Source organism: Natronocalculus amylovorans (genome assembly GCF_023638035.1).
GTDB classification, from domain to species: Archaea; Halobacteriota; Halobacteria; order Halobacteriales; family Haloferacaceae; genus Natronocalculus; species Natronocalculus amylovorans.
Map to the genome: position 1 here is coordinate 94,687 of NZ_JAKRVX010000005.1, position 15,943 is coordinate 110,629.

At 50.6% G+C, this 15,943-nt stretch carries 18 protein-coding genes and 1 pseudogene; 6 read left to right on the forward strand and 13 right to left on the reverse strand.

Annotation, left to right across the window (positions count from 1 at the left end; genetic code table 11):
- Window positions 1-53: 53 nt before the first annotated feature.
- A complete protein-coding gene (locus AArcSt2_RS12420; RefSeq protein ID WP_250585066.1) occupies window positions 54-1,067 on the forward strand; it encodes a hypothetical protein in 1,014 nt (337 codons plus the stop codon).
- Window positions 1,068-1,975: 908 nt separating this feature from the next.
- Entirely contained in the window at window positions 1,976-3,253 is a 1,278-nt protein-coding gene (locus AArcSt2_RS12425) for an RNA-guided endonuclease InsQ/TnpB family protein (protein ID WP_250585068.1), read from the forward strand.
- A 264-nt stretch (window positions 3,254-3,517) separates the two neighbouring features.
- On the opposite strand, the gene AArcSt2_RS12430 is transcribed toward AArcSt2_RS12425, so the two are convergent.
- The 3 genes and pseudogenes from AArcSt2_RS12430 to AArcSt2_RS16765 all read right to left on the reverse strand — a co-directional run.
- On the reverse strand, window positions 3,518-4,222 hold the full coding sequence (locus tag AArcSt2_RS12430; RefSeq protein ID WP_250585070.1) for a hypothetical protein: 705 nt from the start codon (window positions 4,220-4,222) through the stop codon (window positions 3,518-3,520).
- Between the two features lie 389 nt (window positions 4,223-4,611).
- Window positions 4,612-4,875 (reverse strand): hypothetical protein, encoded by a 264-nt coding sequence (locus tag AArcSt2_RS12435; protein ID WP_250585072.1) that lies wholly within the window; start codon window positions 4,873-4,875, stop codon window positions 4,612-4,614.
- Window positions 4,876-4,980: 105 nt separating this feature from the next.
- Window positions 4,981-5,097, reverse strand: a pseudogene (locus AArcSt2_RS16765) (transcriptional regulator TrmB); the annotation flags it as partial.
- Window positions 5,098-5,389: 292 nt separating this feature from the next.
- On the opposite strand from AArcSt2_RS16765, the gene AArcSt2_RS12445 reads away from it, so the two are divergent.
- On the forward strand, window positions 5,390-6,493 hold the full coding sequence (locus AArcSt2_RS12445) for a hypothetical protein (RefSeq protein ID WP_250585076.1): 1,104 nt from the start codon (window positions 5,390-5,392) through the stop codon (window positions 6,491-6,493).
- Between the two features lie 202 nt (window positions 6,494-6,695).
- A complete protein-coding gene (locus tag AArcSt2_RS12450; protein WP_250585078.1) occupies window positions 6,696-7,025 on the forward strand; it encodes a nucleotidyltransferase domain-containing protein in 330 nt (109 codons plus the stop codon).
- A 62-nt stretch (window positions 7,026-7,087) separates the two neighbouring features.
- On the opposite strand, the gene AArcSt2_RS12455 is transcribed toward AArcSt2_RS12450, so the two are convergent.
- From AArcSt2_RS12455 to AArcSt2_RS12470, 4 genes are all read right to left on the reverse strand, one after another.
- Window positions 7,088-7,516, reverse strand: a complete 429-nt coding sequence (locus AArcSt2_RS12455) for a type II toxin-antitoxin system VapC family toxin (RefSeq protein WP_250585080.1) — start codon at window positions 7,514-7,516, stop codon at window positions 7,088-7,090.
- Window positions 7,513-7,788 carry a hypothetical protein gene (locus AArcSt2_RS12460; RefSeq protein ID WP_250585082.1) on the reverse strand — a complete coding sequence of 92 codons (276 nt, stop codon included), beginning with the start codon at window positions 7,786-7,788 and terminating at the stop codon, window positions 7,513-7,515. The genes AArcSt2_RS12455 and AArcSt2_RS12460 overlap by 4 nt, the downstream gene beginning before the upstream one ends.
- Before the next feature lie 662 nt (window positions 7,789-8,450).
- Complete coding sequence (locus AArcSt2_RS12465; RefSeq protein WP_250585084.1) at window positions 8,451-8,963, reverse strand: PIN domain-containing protein; 513 nt, start codon at window positions 8,961-8,963, stop codon at window positions 8,451-8,453.
- Window positions 8,964-9,254, reverse strand: a complete 291-nt coding sequence (locus tag AArcSt2_RS12470) for a UPF0175 family protein (protein WP_250585086.1) — start codon at window positions 9,252-9,254, stop codon at window positions 8,964-8,966.
- A 228-nt stretch (window positions 9,255-9,482) separates the two neighbouring features.
- Here AArcSt2_RS12470 and AArcSt2_RS12475 point away from each other — a divergent pair, with 228 nt between their 5' ends.
- Both AArcSt2_RS12475 and AArcSt2_RS12480 read left to right on the forward strand, forming a co-directional pair.
- Window positions 9,483-9,686, forward strand: coding sequence for a type II toxin-antitoxin system HicB family antitoxin (locus AArcSt2_RS12475; RefSeq protein WP_250585088.1), 204 nt, complete (start codon window positions 9,483-9,485; stop codon window positions 9,684-9,686).
- Window positions 9,683-9,934 carry a type II toxin-antitoxin system HicA family toxin gene (locus AArcSt2_RS12480; protein ID WP_250585090.1) on the forward strand — a complete coding sequence of 84 codons (252 nt, stop codon included), beginning with the start codon at window positions 9,683-9,685 and terminating at the stop codon, window positions 9,932-9,934. Before AArcSt2_RS12475 ends, AArcSt2_RS12480 begins: the two co-directional genes overlap by 4 nt.
- A gap of 283 nt (window positions 9,935-10,217) precedes the next feature.
- Here the strand turns inward: AArcSt2_RS12480 and AArcSt2_RS12485 are convergent, their stop codons facing one another.
- The 6 genes from AArcSt2_RS12485 to AArcSt2_RS12510 form a co-directional block, all read right to left on the reverse strand.
- Entirely contained in the window at window positions 10,218-11,060 is an 843-nt protein-coding gene (locus AArcSt2_RS12485) for a DUF8008 family protein (RefSeq protein WP_250585092.1), read from the reverse strand.
- A 312-nt stretch (window positions 11,061-11,372) separates the two neighbouring features.
- On the reverse strand, window positions 11,373-12,116 hold the full coding sequence (locus tag AArcSt2_RS12490) for an HNH endonuclease (protein ID WP_250585094.1): 744 nt from the start codon (window positions 12,114-12,116) through the stop codon (window positions 11,373-11,375).
- A 302-nt stretch (window positions 12,117-12,418) separates the two neighbouring features.
- On the reverse strand, window positions 12,419-13,111 hold the full coding sequence (locus tag AArcSt2_RS12495) for a 3'-5' exonuclease family protein (RefSeq protein ID WP_250585096.1): 693 nt from the start codon (window positions 13,109-13,111) through the stop codon (window positions 12,419-12,421).
- Entirely contained in the window at window positions 13,111-14,094 is a 984-nt protein-coding gene (locus AArcSt2_RS12500) for a hypothetical protein (protein WP_250585098.1), read from the reverse strand. Before AArcSt2_RS12500 ends, AArcSt2_RS12495 begins: the two co-directional genes overlap by 1 nt.
- Entirely contained in the window at window positions 14,091-14,924 is an 834-nt protein-coding gene (locus AArcSt2_RS12505) for a DUF8168 family protein (protein WP_250585100.1), read from the reverse strand. Before AArcSt2_RS12505 ends, AArcSt2_RS12500 begins: the two co-directional genes overlap by 4 nt.
- Entirely contained in the window at window positions 14,921-15,943 is a 1,023-nt protein-coding gene (locus tag AArcSt2_RS12510; RefSeq protein WP_250585102.1) for a hypothetical protein, read from the reverse strand. The genes AArcSt2_RS12505 and AArcSt2_RS12510 overlap by 4 nt, the downstream gene beginning before the upstream one ends.

Sequence of the window (15,943 nt, forward strand, 5' to 3'; positions counted from 1 at the left end):
GAAATCTTTCTTAATCCCAAACGCTCAAGATATACAATCTATATAGTTGTATTATGGTCTCCAAGAAAAACAATCCCTCCCAAAGTGGTGATAGCAACCAAATCACTAAGAGTGTCACAGTTTCTCGACGGCGCGCAGTTCAAGCCGGACTCATCACTGCTTTCTCGTTGTCGGGATGCCTCACGACCGAGCCACCGGCCGACGAAAGCGACCTAGGCGACAACGAGGTCGATAGCAGCAGCGACGAGCCGAGAGAAGAAACGACTGATGACGGGACTGAAGACAACACGGATGAATACCAAGACAATGATACTTATCCGGGTAGTGGACCATTGTTTGCTGTTCGCACGTTCTTACAGGCGGCCGTGGATGAGGACATAGACCAGATGAGCGAAGTATCTCACTCACGCAACCCATTAGACCCCGCTGCTTGGGTCGAAGATGGCTGGGAGTTCCGCGGTGGTGGCGACGAGCAAGAGCTTGATGAAATTGAAATGGAGGTGATTGATGACGATGCCACGATCGCGGATGTGTTTGAGTTAGAGGGTGCAGAGTTCTGGTTCGAAGAGGAAGATCTCGATGAAACTCTCGACGGCGAAGACTTGGCAACAGTCGAGGTTATTGCCGAAGATCCAACTGAGGATGATATGGTTTGGATGATGGCTACTGAGGATGGTGAGTGGCGGTACTTGTTTGCGGCAGCGATTGATGATACACCAGATGATCCCGAAGAGGCGTTTGAAGAACCGATTGAGGATGAAAACGATGACGTAGTCGTTGAGATCAATTGGGATCATGAAAGCGCGACAAGCGATGTTCCGCAAGCTGCTGTCGTGATCACCGAAGAGCGAGGAGTTGACGCCAACCGGATAAGGATTGAATCTACGATCGAAGGTGCGTCCACCGAAGTATTTGACCGGGACGATGACGAATTTACTGCAACATGGGATGGTGGTCATACTCTCTATATCGCCTACGATACCGACGGTGACCAAATTGTCGTCACGGCGATCGATGAGGAAGGAGATGAGTCAGAAGTCGTCCACCGAGAGCATTACGAGCCATAGGAAGATATTATGAAATAACTGACACCCTGTATTGAGCGCGAGTTTCACCACTGAATCTGAATAAAAAATTATACTGTCAACTAATGTTATAAATCTCGGAAAAACTACTCACCTAGTATATCGCCCAGAGCACCCGTCAAATCCGGCTCTCATCTCTGTTGAAACCCTTTTTAGACACTATTAGGATGGAATCACTGGTCAATCCACCTGCAAATCTATTGGTCAAGAAATCTATCACGGCGTAGTAGTAAGTGGAGAGTAACTGTCAAAGGTATTGCAACGTACGTTATTTCAAGAACTGAAACGGGGATACCATGAGCCAATGACACTCCCTTGTACGTGCAGACCACCTCCCGACCCACGAAATCGTCAAAGGTGGGCCATCAAACAGCAAGGTCTATACGAATCTTGTTATTTTACCACCTGATGAGGATGAGAAAACGAACGAGGAGGCTCTCCGCAGTCGTTCATCACGAGTCTTGATGTGAGTGATGAGATTCCTCTAGACCGCCAATGGGCAAGGAACCATATTAAAAGCTACAGCGATCGATCCATACAACACGAGCACGAGACTGAGTCCCAGAAAAAATAGCGTACCGAGGATGTTGAGGATCGCATCTTCAACAGGCTTCGTACGGTATGATGGAGTCTCTCTTCATCGATACCTGCGTCATATCTGTTGTCGGTCTCAGGAGATCCATTTGGAGGGCACATACGGTTTCGATCGATACCTCGCCACAAAAGAAGCTACCTGAATCAAGGAGAGAGTCCCGGCGTTCACGCCGGGCGTGAATCCGACAAAACACTGCACAAACCGCGCTCAACGCTTAATCTGGGGTATCCCTTCTGACTTTCTGTTCACCTTCAAGAAGTAGTATTTATCTGCGTTCCAGTGCAATAATGTGGCAATGGAGCGTACCAACAAGTTCGTGGTCGTTCCACAGTCCGATGAGGACGAGGAGCTGCTACGTCGTCTATTGGACGCTTCTGCCGCTCTCTGGAACGAGATCAATTACGAACATCGACAGAACTACGCTGACCCAGACGGCGACATATGGGACATCAGCGAATACCGAGGCCGATACGGTGGCGTTCTCGGTGCGTCGACTGTTCAGCAGATCGAGCGAAAGAACCGCAAAGCGTGGAAGTCGTTCTTCGCCAAGCAGCAAAAAGGCGAGCCCACTGGCAAACCCGGATACTGGGGCAACGAAGACGACGGACGCGAGTTTCGGACATACATTCGCAACACGTCGTACACCGTTGAGTGGGGCAAATACTCCCGCCTCGAAATTCTCGTTGGGCAAGACCTGAAAGACGAGTACGGGCTGGGACACCGCGAACGCATCCGGCTCGAAGTCCGGGGAGAACCCAATTGGAAGGAGTGCGAGAAACAAGGTCGGTTGGAGTTGTTCTACGACGAGCAAGCACAGACGTTCAGGGCCTTTCAGCCAGTCACTATTGACGATTCTCGGCTGGCACACCCACTGGCTTCGGAAGAAGCCGCTCTGGACATCGGTGCAAACAACCTCGTCGCTTGCACAACCACAACCGGCCAACAGTATCTGTACGAAGGACGTGATTTGTTCAGGCGATTCTGTAAGACGACACGAGAGATTGCCCGTCTGCAATCACTCTTGAGAGACGGCCGATACAGTAGTCACCGTATCCGCCGCTTATACGACCGCAGGACAAAACGACGCGATCACGCCCAAGACGCTCTCGCACGCGACTTGATCGAGCGATTGTACGATGAAGGCGTTTCGACAGTGTACGTGGGCGATTTGACCGACGTGTTGGAAACTCACTGGTCGGTCGAAACAAACGCGAAGACCCACAACTTCTGGGCGTTTCGAGCATTCGTAACACGGTTAGCCTGTACTGCTGAAGAATACGGCATCAGTGTTGAGGTTCGATCCGAAGCCTGGACGAGCCAAACCTGTCCAAACTGTGGGTCGACCACAGACACGGTTCGGCATCAAGATTCGCTAGCGTGTTCGTGTGGGTTTGAAGGCCACGCCGATCTCGTAGCGAGTGAATCGCTTTTGAGACGACAGACAACAGTAACACGGTCGATGGCACGGCCTGTATGCCTCAAGTGGGACGACCACAACTGGTCGGAGTCACCACGCTCTCCCCGTCCCAACGAGGAGCATACAAACCCGCAAGTTGCCTCCGTGGGCCGGTAAGCGATACCCCCAGCGTGAGGAAACCTCGCCGTTCACGGCGAGTAAGATGTCATTGGCACGTTCTGGTGAACGCACGGACGATCCCAGTTCGGATTGGGCATCACAAGTAGGATAACAATTAATTCGGTATGGATGACACGTTAGTATGTGTCCCCTCAATGATTATTCACGAAAATACGGTGCAGGGATTCATGAATGATGTCGCTCGGAGCGAGATTACAGATCGAATTCCGTCTGCTGCACAAATCCTCTGGGTACTGTTTTTCAAAATACGTGTAGTACGTTTTCATATAGAATAAACGACATAATACTTGCACCTATGATGCCTGCAATTACTTTCCCACTGCCGAATATTCCATAGCGCCATGCAGTCCGACGTTTCGATCTGTCGTACACGACAAATTCGACGTTGTCCGCTCCATCTCTAACAAGAATGCTTTCATCGGAGTCCCACCCAGCTGGCTCTAGTGTGGAACCTTTAACATACACCGTATCGCCGATATCTAGTCGCCGCTCAACGAATCGATTGTGATTGTTCATAATATGTGAAATCATAGGGTGGATAACAAGTTCTGGTGGCTGTGATTCCGGGTGTTGTTGCATATATTTTTCAACCGGTTTTGGGGTGTCACTCAACGGTGCATTGTAGTAGTACTCCGGTAGAAACTCAAACCTGGCCTCAGTTGGATCAACGAGAACCCGACCTGTGTCATCTTCAACGACGAATGTCGTGTTCTCTCTCCCTTTATCAAGAACCTCAAATTTCCCATCATCACTAAACGATGCATCTGAAGGCCCCGAGCCTTTTGGTGCTTGGGTGCTGTACTCGTAAGCAAGACACTTGGTGCCAGTGAATAATCCAGGAACTGGTTCGCGTTTTTCAGCGATGACTGCTGTTCCTTCTACCTCAATTGGTCCGCTCCGGGTGGAAAGTTCACTAATCGGTTGGGGTTTGGAAGTTATGGTCATATACATCTTCCGTAGATCTCCGATGCCGAGGTAACATAGATAGCCTGCGAAGATGAGAAACGGAGGGGTCACCACAAGAATGATAAAATATGGTACCAGGTTCTCTAGCATATTGTGGTCTTTCGAGTTGTCACATATATATGATCCTGATGGACCGCTTCAGTTGACGAGGCAAAAATCCCATCAGAGGAAACAGAACGGTCCGAACGGTTCTGAAGGGAACCGTGAGAGTTCCACGGGTCACCCGACCCGTGGTTGTTTACTGATTCCTCAAGGTCTGGATCAACATCATCAACACTCGTGATCAATATCGTAATGTCTTCTCCTTGGCTCTGTTGAAATCCTCAGAAAGCCAGATATTTTGAACTTCCGTGTTCAGTACATTCTGTTCACACAGCGAACTCGATCATAATACCAATAAACCAGATAACACCACCAAGCGTTGCCAATCCCCGTTTGTGAACGGTCTTTCCCAGTTGACCATTATCGATGACTGTTGTGAGCGCAGCAACTAGAACCACCCCAGCGCCAGCAAACTGCACCAGTCTTGGTCCTGTAATTAGTGGATCGCCAGGTACCTTCACAATCCACGATGCCACCACGAGGAACACGCTGATCACCGCGTATCCCCCAACGATTATCCACTTACTCATACTTCATTTTTCATAGAGATTCAAGGCGGAAACCCACGACTAAAGTCGTGGGTTCCTGACCGGATGTCGATATCGCACTTCAATTCCCAAACGAGCTATCCGATGCCGATCGACGAGTTCTGAGGTGTAGCTAAGACTCCGATCGAGATTCGTCGCGAGTTCAGAGACCGTCTGCTCACCGTGGAGGGCAGTAAGGGCGCGAATCTCTCCTTCTGTGAGCATACTGTTGCATATTAACGAATCAATATATAAAATACTTCGTCATTTTGCAACATTCAGACGATCGCTAGAACTGCGATACCTCCTGAAATGTATTAACAAGCAGCGTGAAGTACTAGTATGTGGCTCTGTTGAAATGGTTAGAAGTTGACATCCTTTCGTGGTCGTGCTGGATATAGAGGTTACATTCAGCAATGTGGTACCTACACTTAAAGTGGATATTGGATCACTATCACCGGTAAATGAAGAGTGGATGAGAGGAACTTTTTCGCAACCCCAATGTGAATAACTTTTAATGACAGAAGATAACGAGAAATCAGAGAACGAGAAAGAATTTGAACCCACCCCGGAGGACGTTGCGGACGAATTATTCGAATCGAATTTTGAGGAACGTCGAGAGGAGAACCTGGCCCACGCCGAGTTCGAGGATTGTGAACTAATAAGACAAGCGGGGAACCTGTACCAAGAATCCGAGTTCACAAGCCCCGCTGAAGCGATTGTTCTCGTAAGCGAGGGTCTGGCGCTTGATCAAGAGGAAGCCACTAGGCTCCTTTCGATCTATACACGTATCTTCACAGAGTTCTCGGGCTACGCTTCGGGTCATGCTGATACCGCCGGTCGGGAGTTCTTTTCGGGGCGGACAATCGAGGTGACCGCCGAGAACAATGATCGGACTCGAGAAGAAGCTCAGGAGGATGTTGTGGAGTTCGTTGGCGCATATATCCGGGAGCACGATGTCGACGAAATCGACCTGGATCAATCACTTCCCAATAATCCATATCGTCCGTATCAAGAACTCTTCGAATCACTACCAGACATGGATACCTTTTTGAAAGGAATCCAATTTGATATACCGAGAATCGGACATATTCTTCCCCTCATCAAACCGGAAATCGAGTTTCCAGTCGCACCGATTATTGAAAACTTTAGTCTCCAAGTCGAAGAGATGCGGGAAGCAATTCTCCCCACGTTAGGCGTCTTTGAAGAAGCCAATGTCTACTTTGATGAGGAATTCATTGAAGCGATTTCCACCGCAGCGTCGTCCCCTCCCGATAATTGGGAATCGTACTCAGTTATCGAAGAGATCGACGAAGAGGAACTTCAGAAAGAACCAGAAGATCGGGAAAGTTACGAGGAACAGGGGGCGAAAGCCGTTGCCCAGCTCGGCAACGTCGATACGGAAACAGCACGGGAATTGTATTTGACTTTTTGGAGTTCAACCCATGCGGGTGCCGCCGCGATTGGATCCCGTATATCCGACGGTAGGATCGCAGCGATTGCTGCGATAACGACGATTCTCTTCTTATACACGGGAAACATTCCGGCGGCGATGGGATTCCTGTTTATTGTGCTCAACAAGGTGTCGAGTCTTTCACCGGATGATGATCCAGCGGAGTAATTCAATAATTTTGAGATTCCGGAGTGCACTTAATCCATTCAGTACCTCACTAAAGTCCAGTTCGTTCGATCCATCTCCTAAAATATCGGTCGATATGTGGGCTTAGGGATCGGTGATTTCGTATTGATTTCGGATGCAAGATACGCGCTCTGTATTCAGCAGGACAATCCTGTCACGATTTGAGGGTTTCAACAGCGCCAGTATGTCCAAATCTGACCATCCCTCTTTCGAAACAATCGATCTTGATGGGATTCAAACCTACCTCAATCAAACCGAGGTCAGCTTCGCAGTGTTGTCTGGATCACATGCAAGAGGGGTAGCAGCTGAGTCATCGGATGTGGATATTGCACTTCAGTTCCCAAACGAGCTATCCGATGCCGATCGGTTTCGGCGACGTAACCGTATCGATGCAGACCCTCAAGTGTATGTGGACGGGTTTGTTGAATTAATGGATGGGCAGCCATCCAAACCAGTCCGATCGGAGCGTGCTAATTTCGGTGTTGGTGAGTCAACTGGATTTGAAGAGTTGTGAGGGGATTAGTCGGTAGGGCTTCCTCTGTCATCTGTGGGTGGTACTATGGATTGAAACACCGCTTAGTATCCCGGTTCGATGCGGTCGATCAGTCCATCGAAATCAGTATCGAAACTTAATACTGCATCGATACCACGTGACTCACACAGCGCGATGATTGACGCGTCGGTGAAACTGAGGTCATGGTCGTCGTATCGGCGAAAGACTTCTAAGGACGCCTGAACGTCGTCCGGTTGAACGTGGAGTAGCTCAAAAACGTGAGGAAATGGCTCTTCACCGAGGATTCGACTCGCAACGGTGTTCGCGGCCTCGAATGACCCTGTTCGAGCACGTGTAAGCGTCACCGTTTCGTCAAAGATGTAGTCGTTTGTGTACGGCTGTCCGTACTCTCCATTGAGCAACGCATCGAACGCATCGACGGCGTCGTTGTGCCGAGCCGCATCCGTATCGTGATGCGCGAAGAACACGCCAGTGTCGACGAATACACTCATCCGTATAGCACGTCGTCGATATCGTCTTCTGTCGTCGTGACGCCTGAGGAGACCATCCCATCGTGAAATCTCTCACGATCAGAGTCAGCAAGCGGAACCCGCTCTTTGCGGAAGGAGTTTATGAGGTCGGCCTTCGATTCGATCGCACGCTCGACGAGCCGGGCAAGGATCTCCTGCTGGGTCACTCGTGTCCCCGTTTCTAGTCGAATCTCGGCCTGTAACCGTTCGATACGAGACTTGGTGTCGTCATCCATCTTCACCGATGTCGCCATACTAGCTGGTAGAATATACTACCGAGTAAACCTTTCTACAGACTCTGCTGATATGTTCACTGTTTGTCACATGCATCCTCTATAGGCGGATCAGGGTGAGAACCCGACCCTTTTGGTTCGGGGTTGTTCACAAAACGGGTGTACTCCTCGTCCGAGAGAGAGTGAACTTACCTCACTTTTGTAAATTAACTCAGACCACGGCTAACCAACAGAAGTTGTTCATCAAGTTCTTATTCAATTGATATAATCGCTACCGAACCAGAACTAACGCTGAGTCGCTGTAGTAGTGAACTGGTTGCACCACTCTTGGATACGATCGGTCGATACAGATGATGTACTTGTCAAGGTACATCTCTTTCACGGCTGAAAACCCGTGCGCCATAACAACTGTTGGTACGGGTCCTTCGTTACCATCTGGTGTGTATAGCCATCCTCGAAGCGTGTCTCCCTCAGCTTCAAATTCTATATCTTTTCGTATAGCTCCTGAACAGTCTATTCCTTCATTATTAATCAGATATCCGCGATTGCAATACAATAGTACTGGTGAAGTATCGGTCGCAGAACGTTGCACGATACAGAGACTCATCGAGGAGCCTCATATGGATGGGAAATACCAATAAGACGGTTTGCGTCTTGTGACGACGCTTAAGTCGTGGAGGACGTCACTGATCGAATGATTCGAGCTTTCTGACGAGTTGTGTATACAAAGGGGGTGAACAGTACCAGCCGTGTTCAATCATTGAATCAATACTCTCGTGCGCTTCTGAAATGCTAATATAGCCATGCTTAGCACAAAACAGAATGATGTAGGCTGTCCCCCGAGTGTCGATTCCTTCAATTTCCGCAGCGGTCCTCCCAGACGTCTCGTCCATTACGGCAATTCCGTCAACCGATGTAACACATCCAAGGACAGCTACGTCAGCGGTACTTAGATTAGGATTGCGTTTCAATCGCGTAATAAGTTCAGAGTTATCAACTGAAATTAGTTCAAAACTCCCCGACTCAATACCTTGGTCAACACGGCGAGCATCAGGATATCCTGATTCAAGCCCAGTGACGACGACCTCTGAGTAGATTTCTTGAGGGATATAACAGGTTCCGTCAAGATGACAGACAAGTTCAATCCGATCGACTTTTGCAAGATAAATAAGCGGTGTTGCGTCGAAAACCCACATTCACAGCTCCTCAAGATCGCCTTCAAGATGCTCACCAGAAACCCACGTAATGTCATGCTCTTTGGCGAACTGGGCGAATTCCCAAACGGACATATCAGCAAGCTGAGCTGCCTTCATAAAGGTGATTTCATCAGCACCGAGACGTTTGAGTGCTTGCTCACGACGCCACTGCTCAAGGCCCTCTGATAAGAGTTTTCTGACGGCTGTACTCCGGTCTATCCGTTCTTTCTTAAGATACTCTTCAAGATCCCCTTCGAGTTCATCTGGAACCCTCGTAGATATTGTTCCCATACAGTATACTATGTTTACAATGTATACAAATGCTTTGGTCATCTAAAAATAGACCAATAAGGGGCTCTAGTAAGTGAACACGAGAGAATATTTCGATACGATACGAACAAATCTCAAGGCTATGGTTCCCGCTTGTTTGGCCAACCCTGCATCTTGGAACGCTCGAATATCTGAATGGAGAGAAGTGGCGCCCAAACTCTTATTTTTGGCTCGAACGTATCTTGAAGTATGAGTACAATGCGAAAAATCAGCCTCATTGAAGACGCGGAAGGTGGTTGGTCCGCGATCGACGAGGAACTTGGTGTTGCGAGCCAAGGGGAAACTCGATCAGAAGCACTCGAAAATTTGGACGAGGCAGTCGAGCTAACGCTTGAAGCACGAGCTGATGAAGCGGGATATCCGGAACCCGATGCACCGTGGTTTGATTCGTGAGCAATCCACCACGTGATTTTTCCGGAAAAGAACTAGTTAATGTCCTTACGGGCTTCGGCTATTACCGCGATCGTCAACGGGGTAGCCACGTCATTCTCAAATATACGAATCCAGACACTGGTGAGAAACGAACCGTGACCGTTCCGCTTCACGATCGAATTAAAATAGGAACTCTGCAATCGATCGCCGACCAATGTGGGGCTGAAAACTTTCACTTGTGGTGTGAGTGGATTGACGAACACCGCTAAACTCACGCAGAACCTCAAACAGCTTCGATCGGGATTCTTCTACTCAAGTGGATCGCGAAGATATGCCATCGATATATATTGTATCGCCCTGGAGACATCTGGTGTCCATAGATACCTATCTCAAGGGAGTCCGCAGAGCATACCGACGACGACCGATCGATCGACGGACTCGACAGTAACGGAACCGCGAACACAGGGCCGATCGCGTGATATGGTGTATGTGAAAGCTGTGAATTCCCGCTTGGGAACGTGAATCAGCGGTTACAGACGTGCGGTGACACCCTTACCCGTGGACACCATCTGTCGCTGTATCCGTTGGTGAGTCACCGACCTCTCCGGGGATTGCAGCATCACTCGGGATGAGCAGACGACGCTCTGTGTATGAGAGCCCATTCTTTCGTTCGGTCTTGCGACTAATAGCAACCCGATTCTTTGTCAGGTCTAACAGTGCGTCGAATACTCGTGAGACTAACTTCTTCGCGTAGGTTTTTGAGATCCCTCGATCTTGCCGACGTATCCAGTGTCTGAGGTCGCTTGATTTCACATACTCACGAATCGATCGTGAGCCACGCTTCCAAGGGCTGTCACCAACAGTATCGTCTTCCCGTGCTTTCCACAACTTCGCTGCAAGCCGTGCAGGCCGCGAGGAAGTCATCGATCGCAGCATATCATCATCAACGCGTGCAAGCTGCTGGATCGGAAGCAGATCCGCATGTGCAAGCGTAATGTTTCCACCTCGATCAAGCGGATCTTCCCCATTCGGGAGCCGAAAGTACTGCTTCCCATCATCCTTGGTGATCTTTTCGAGGCGACCGTCGTGGACGTCGATCGTCTGAGAATCAACGTTCTCTCTTTCAAGATGTGCACCTTTCTCAAGCTCACGTGCTTGCAGCTCCTCAACTCGCTCTTTGTTCACTTGTGATTTCTTCGCGATCGCGTCTGTCTTCGCATCTGTTGCGTTAAATCGACGTTCGTACTCCGAGAGAGTGCTTCGAAGCCGATCGTTTTCAGCTTCGACCTTCTCAACTCGGTGTTTTAATTGCTCATGCTCAGCGACTGTCGCTTCAAGTTTGGATACCCGATCGAGGAGCTGTGTGATAGTCTCTCGGAGCGGTCCGATCGTCATTTTGCTACCTCCACTTGAGCCGATCGGGATTGTACCTCACTCGATTCTGGTGTGAGGATTGGATGTTCGGTATCGTTGCTATGCGGACTCTGTTGCTGTCGTGTTACTCTCATCGTGTAGTGTGATGGACACAGATTGAGCCTCCGGTAGGCGACACGTCTGTGCCACTGTATCGTGCGTAGTTATCTCTCTGTACGGTCTTGCGACTCTGACTGCAGTGTAGGCTGGCCGATCGGCGTGCGTCCTCGAATGTAGTGAAAAAATCTAGTGTGTCGGAGACACGCTCTCAACCATCCAGCGTCGGTCTATCACCTACTCCGTGTCAGTGTCCTCCTTTCGCGGTCTGCCAGCACTACTTTCGAGCGCATCAAGCGGGAATTTGTATGCAAGCGCTCGTTTCTCTTTATGCAAGACCGTTCGTGGTGCGATACCAAACACTTCAGCAACGAGGTCCCGATCTCCAGTTCGTTCTAATGCTCGATACACGCGCTCGTCATGTATGCGCTGGATCAGACGCTGGTCACTCTCTGGAATGCGACCACGCTCTGGATGGTCGATCTGTCCTGATAATCCCCACTTGCCAGTCTTGACATCTTGATTAATGAGTGGTTCATCTACGTCTGGGATGATCTCTGAGAGGCCCATCATCACCCAGCACCGCTCTCTGACCGCGGGATGAGTCAAGTCTGCTGTTAATTCATCTTTCAGTTCAGGTGTTGACAGCAGTCCCTTCTTGTGGAGTATGCTGATAATCTCGAAATCATGTGGAAGCATTTTATTTGCTGCTTCCTCGCTGACGTCGATCGGCAACGCCTCTTGCTGGGGCTGTTTGTGGGTCCAATTGTGACATTGAATGCATAGTACGGTAAGATTCTCCTCATCGTGCACATCGTATCCCTCGGGATCATACGTCTGATGGTGAACTTCTAAGATTTTGTTTCCGCCTTTTTCAATACCGCGTCCACCACAGAGTTCGCACTTGTAATTCTCCCGACGGAGCATCTTTTTGCGAACATTTGACGGAACATTCTCGCGGTCAGGATTGCCAGACGCCATTAGTTCGTCCCTCCTATCGATCGGCACTGCGGTTGGTGAGTTGGGTTGCTTCGTTTCTGTCGGCTACTTCGTGGAATTGTGTTTATTTCTTCCATGTCTTGTTGTCTGTTTGTTGATTGTCGATCGGTGCAAACCGCGGGTAGTGATGGTGTATCGCTTCAATATCTGTCTCTGCTCGTGGTCACGGCTGATCAGACGCCCTTTTGCATCCTTGATCAGAGTGGCACACGGTGACTGGTACATCCAAATGATGTCTCATAGCGTCGCCGTCGCCTGAGATCACCCCCTCCGACGTCACGGGATTACAGCCGATCACCTCTGGTTGGGCTGAGTGATTTCAGCGTGAAATCCGATCGGCTACAGTACGACTCGGCGACCGTTCCGATCGCAGCTGTCCGGCAGATATCGGCGAGATTGTGCAGACACAAGTCTGTAAAATTACCCTCCTCAAATGCACGTACTGCCTCATCACTATCGACAAATGGGTCAATTTCCGAATCATCGCCATCGACAAGCGCACGATATGCATGTGCCAGCGTGTTCTGTTCAGCGTCTGCAGCCGTGGTGTTGAATTGCTTCTCCACGATCGGGAGCAGGTCCGTATAGGCCACATCCACAAACGGCCATGGCTCGCCAATCCGAGACAGGCGTGTGCGCAGGAATGGAAGATCAAATCCGCCACTCCAACTCTCGCCATTGTAGGCAACTAACACTACATCTTCATCCTTCAGCCGATCGCGACAGAATGCATCCACCGCTCGAATCAAATCCGTCTCCGTTGTGTGGAGCGACACAACTGTGTGCTTGCTTGACTCCGATCGAACCGCTGCCTCTACATCGATATTATCGACATCTTCTCGTCCAGCTGTTTGGCAGAATATCCGAGCACCCAATGGGAGCATGAAGCCGATTGCGGTCACCTCGTCAGTTATCTCAAAACCTGTTGTTTCGATATCGAATGCAATCTGCGTCAGCAGTGATGATGTATCCGCCATTATGCGTCCTCCATGCGCTGTGGGGTTGCCGATCGAACAGCAGCGGCCCTTGTTTGGGTTGCTGCAGACGAGCCATCCATCTCTGTGACGCGATCGACCGTTGCTGGGCGAACCCGAAACTCGCCAAAGCCAATCTTTGAATGTGTCCCAATACGGTTGATTCCATTCCGGGCAGTCTCGATCGGGGCATCACCAACATACCGAACGGTTTGCCCGTGATCAATCGTCTGCACGTCATAACAGTGGTCGCCAAACGCCAACTTCGTCTGTCGTTCTCGAAGCAGCTGCTCGGTCTCCCACCACCATGGAACCGATTGATCATCGCCACTGGGATGCTCACTGTGCAATACGTACGGCGAGTAGAGATCGATCTCAAACGTATCACTCGCATGCAGACTTGCGTACGAGAGCTCATCCAGATCGATCAACTGGGTATCAACAAGCGTCAGCTGGCCCAATCCAAAATTCCGGCCCCCACCAACCTGTATTTCATCAAGATCGTCATCTTCGATCGGGAGGATATCCCTACGTTGACGGTCATAGGCCTGTAAATAACAGTGGATATGCACCTTGACCGTTCGCTTGTATCTTCGTCCACCGGGTGGCCGGCCGAATCGACATTGGGGAGCAACCGCAATCCGCCCACCATGGTTCTCCAATGTCAGGCAGTTATGCACCTCACGTGCTCGACTGTCTAACAACCACCGCTGGGCAGCATCTCTGAAGATGAACAGATCCTCATAGCGCTCTACATCCGGCAAACTGGTCGAGTAGATCGATCGACGACTCTCGTCAGTGGCGGCTGGTATCTGTCCATACTCGCCAACGAACAGCGATCCCATGCTTACGCGAAGGTTGCTGGCAACCGCTCCTGGAACCGATTGTGCGATCGCAGCATACAGCGCATTCCCGCTCACGTAGTAGGGATGGCCATAGTAGCTGGTGTCCAACTCAAACAGCACTGACTGGATCTGTGAGCTCATGCAACGTCACCTCCAGTGGATGTCTCGTTACTTGCCTTCCATGGCGGCAACACTCCTGCGCGATCGTACACAACGTCTTCAATATATTGCAGTGCAACCGACCACGATCGAATCCGTCGCAACTGTGCATCCAGAATCCGTGCCTGCCGATCGCCGTCTACAGCCAACGGGTGAGCTGGAAGCTGTGACCACCGATCGGCAAACGAGCGCGCTGGTGCATTGCCAAGCCGAACCGATTGCTCATCACCCTTGTCTGGCGAGAGATGCAACACCATCACCGGTGTCCAACAAATCGTCTCATGCGCCCGAACACGATCGGACGCAAGTGCTCGATCGGACAGCGGTTCATATTCTGGTTTTGCATCCGGATCACCACGCTCTGCGACGATCGAGAGCTCATCAAATGTGTACCCCGCTCGGTACCATCGATACAATGCGGCAACAAGCAGCGTGTGGTATTTGAGGGATGTGTATGGGTAGTACACAGACTCGGTGATTCCAGCGGCCGTCTGACTCGTGAGCCATGCCGCATGTAGTTCCGCTGCATCAGAGGGCATCACAAGCGGGTCCAACACCTCAGAAGAGGTGTCCAGTTGGCGAACCGGCTCACCAGTGAGCAATGAGAGTCGCTCCGGCGACACATGATTCGCCAAAACCTGTGTTGGCTCCCCATGCGGTCGACTAAGCAACGCTGCATCAGCATCCGCCCCAAACGGAACCTCCTCGTTGATCGGCACGCCACGGTACGACCGGAACCCCGACGCATGGCTCCGACCTCGGAGCTTGTGTACGTCATGTCGATATGCACGACACAGTGCTTCATCGCTCATTTCGAATCACCACCCGAATTCTCCTTGCTGGCCGATCGAGTCTCGAGGCTCTCGCCCAACTCTCCGTCTTCGTTACTCAGACGGTGCTGTAATGCTTCGACAAAGCTATCTCGTAATCCCTCGCGCCAGAGTTCGTCTTTCTTCTCCATCGACTGTGTGGGCCCCTGTGCGCGATTGTAGACACGCCGTACCTCTGCATCCGAATACAGTGGATTGATCACGTTCGCATGGACAATGCCTGCACCGAAATTCCGCGATCCGCCTAACTGCATTGAATATGTGTCATTATTCGATTTGAGATAGCACACTGCCTCACAAATCAATCCCACATACTCTGGGCGGAGTTCTCGGAGCGTCAGTCGCCACGTCCCGTCCAGATTTCCAACCGCATCCTGTGTCGCATGCCGGAGTGGTTGGCCTTCATCCGCCTCATTCCGCGATCGGACATGTGTATTCAGCTGTCGATAATGTGCTTCGGCTTCGCCTTTGAGGACATCTACATGCCGGCGGATCGGCGAAAACCCGATCGGCCGACGAATTAGCTTCCCTGCCTGATGGCCAAACCCACCAAACAAGTCATACACAACGCACGTGCTGGTTGGCATCGGGAACTTGGATTCTCCATCACGACGGTCTGGATCGCAGCTTCCTTTCTCGTGATAGCCCGCCGCCAAATCCCGATCGTACACATCTTTGAGTTTGAAATCCGCATTCGGCTCACCGGGATGGCATGCTGTGACGCCAGCGATATGATGCACTCGCTCACAGCCATGTCGCAGCCATCCACTCAACGTGAACGGCGAGATCTGGCCTGCTATTTGGTTCATCGGGTCATCCGCCTCATACCGATCGGCCGAGGCATGATGTCGATCGGTGATAATCCCGTCACCGGGCGCTAACAATCCAATATTGAGTCCAACGTAGATATCCGGGAACGTTGTCTCCGAGATGTCGACAGGGAGGTCGAATTCCATCGGAAGGTGATCACTCTCAAACCCGCGATCGTCGTCCGATCGCAT

Bases quoted from the DNA above. Each gene is read 5' to 3' on its own strand.
- AArcSt2_RS12435 (WP_250585072.1), bottom strand. From the start codon at position 4,875: ATGAGTAAGTGGATAATCGTTGGGGGATACGCGGTGATCAGCGTGTTC.
- AArcSt2_RS12450 (WP_250585078.1), top strand. From the start codon at position 6,696: ATGTCCAAATCTGACCATCCCTCTTTCGAAACAATCGATCTTGATGGG.
- AArcSt2_RS12495 (WP_250585096.1), bottom strand. From the start codon at position 13,111: ATGGCGGATACATCATCACTGCTGACGCAGATTGCATTCGATATCGAA.
- AArcSt2_RS12420 (WP_250585066.1), top strand. From the start codon at position 54: ATGGTCTCCAAGAAAAACAATCCCTCCCAAAGTGGTGATAGCAACCAA.
- AArcSt2_RS12470 (WP_250585086.1), bottom strand. From the start codon at position 9,254: ATGGGAACAATATCTACGAGGGTTCCAGATGAACTCGAAGGGGATCTT.
- AArcSt2_RS12505 (WP_250585100.1), bottom strand. From the start codon at position 14,924: ATGAGCGATGAAGCACTGTGTCGTGCATATCGACATGACGTACACAAG.
- AArcSt2_RS12430 (WP_250585070.1), bottom strand. From the start codon at position 4,222: ATGACCATAACTTCCAAACCCCAACCGATTAGTGAACTTTCCACCCGG.
- AArcSt2_RS12500 (WP_250585098.1), bottom strand. From the start codon at position 14,094: ATGAGCTCACAGATCCAGTCAGTGCTGTTTGAGTTGGACACCAGCTAC.
- AArcSt2_RS12455 (WP_250585080.1), bottom strand. From the start codon at position 7,516: ATGAGTGTATTCGTCGACACTGGCGTGTTCTTCGCGCATCACGATACG.
- AArcSt2_RS12425 (WP_250585068.1), top strand. From the start codon at position 1,976: ATGGAGCGTACCAACAAGTTCGTGGTCGTTCCACAGTCCGATGAGGAC.
- AArcSt2_RS12475 (WP_250585088.1), top strand. From the start codon at position 9,483: ATGAGTACAATGCGAAAAATCAGCCTCATTGAAGACGCGGAAGGTGGT.
- AArcSt2_RS12485 (WP_250585092.1), bottom strand. From the start codon at position 11,060: ATGACGATCGGACCGCTCCGAGAGACTATCACACAGCTCCTCGATCGG.
- AArcSt2_RS12490 (WP_250585094.1), bottom strand. From the start codon at position 12,116: ATGGCGTCTGGCAATCCTGACCGCGAGAATGTTCCGTCAAATGTTCGC.
- AArcSt2_RS12445 (WP_250585076.1), top strand. From the start codon at position 5,390: ATGACAGAAGATAACGAGAAATCAGAGAACGAGAAAGAATTTGAACCC.
- AArcSt2_RS12510 (WP_250585102.1), bottom strand. From the start codon at position 15,943: ATGCGATCGGACGACGATCGCGGGTTTGAGAGTGATCACCTTCCGATG.
- AArcSt2_RS12465 (WP_250585084.1), bottom strand. From the start codon at position 8,963: ATGTGGGTTTTCGACGCAACACCGCTTATTTATCTTGCAAAAGTCGAT.
- AArcSt2_RS12460 (WP_250585082.1), bottom strand. From the start codon at position 7,788: ATGGCGACATCGGTGAAGATGGATGACGACACCAAGTCTCGTATCGAA.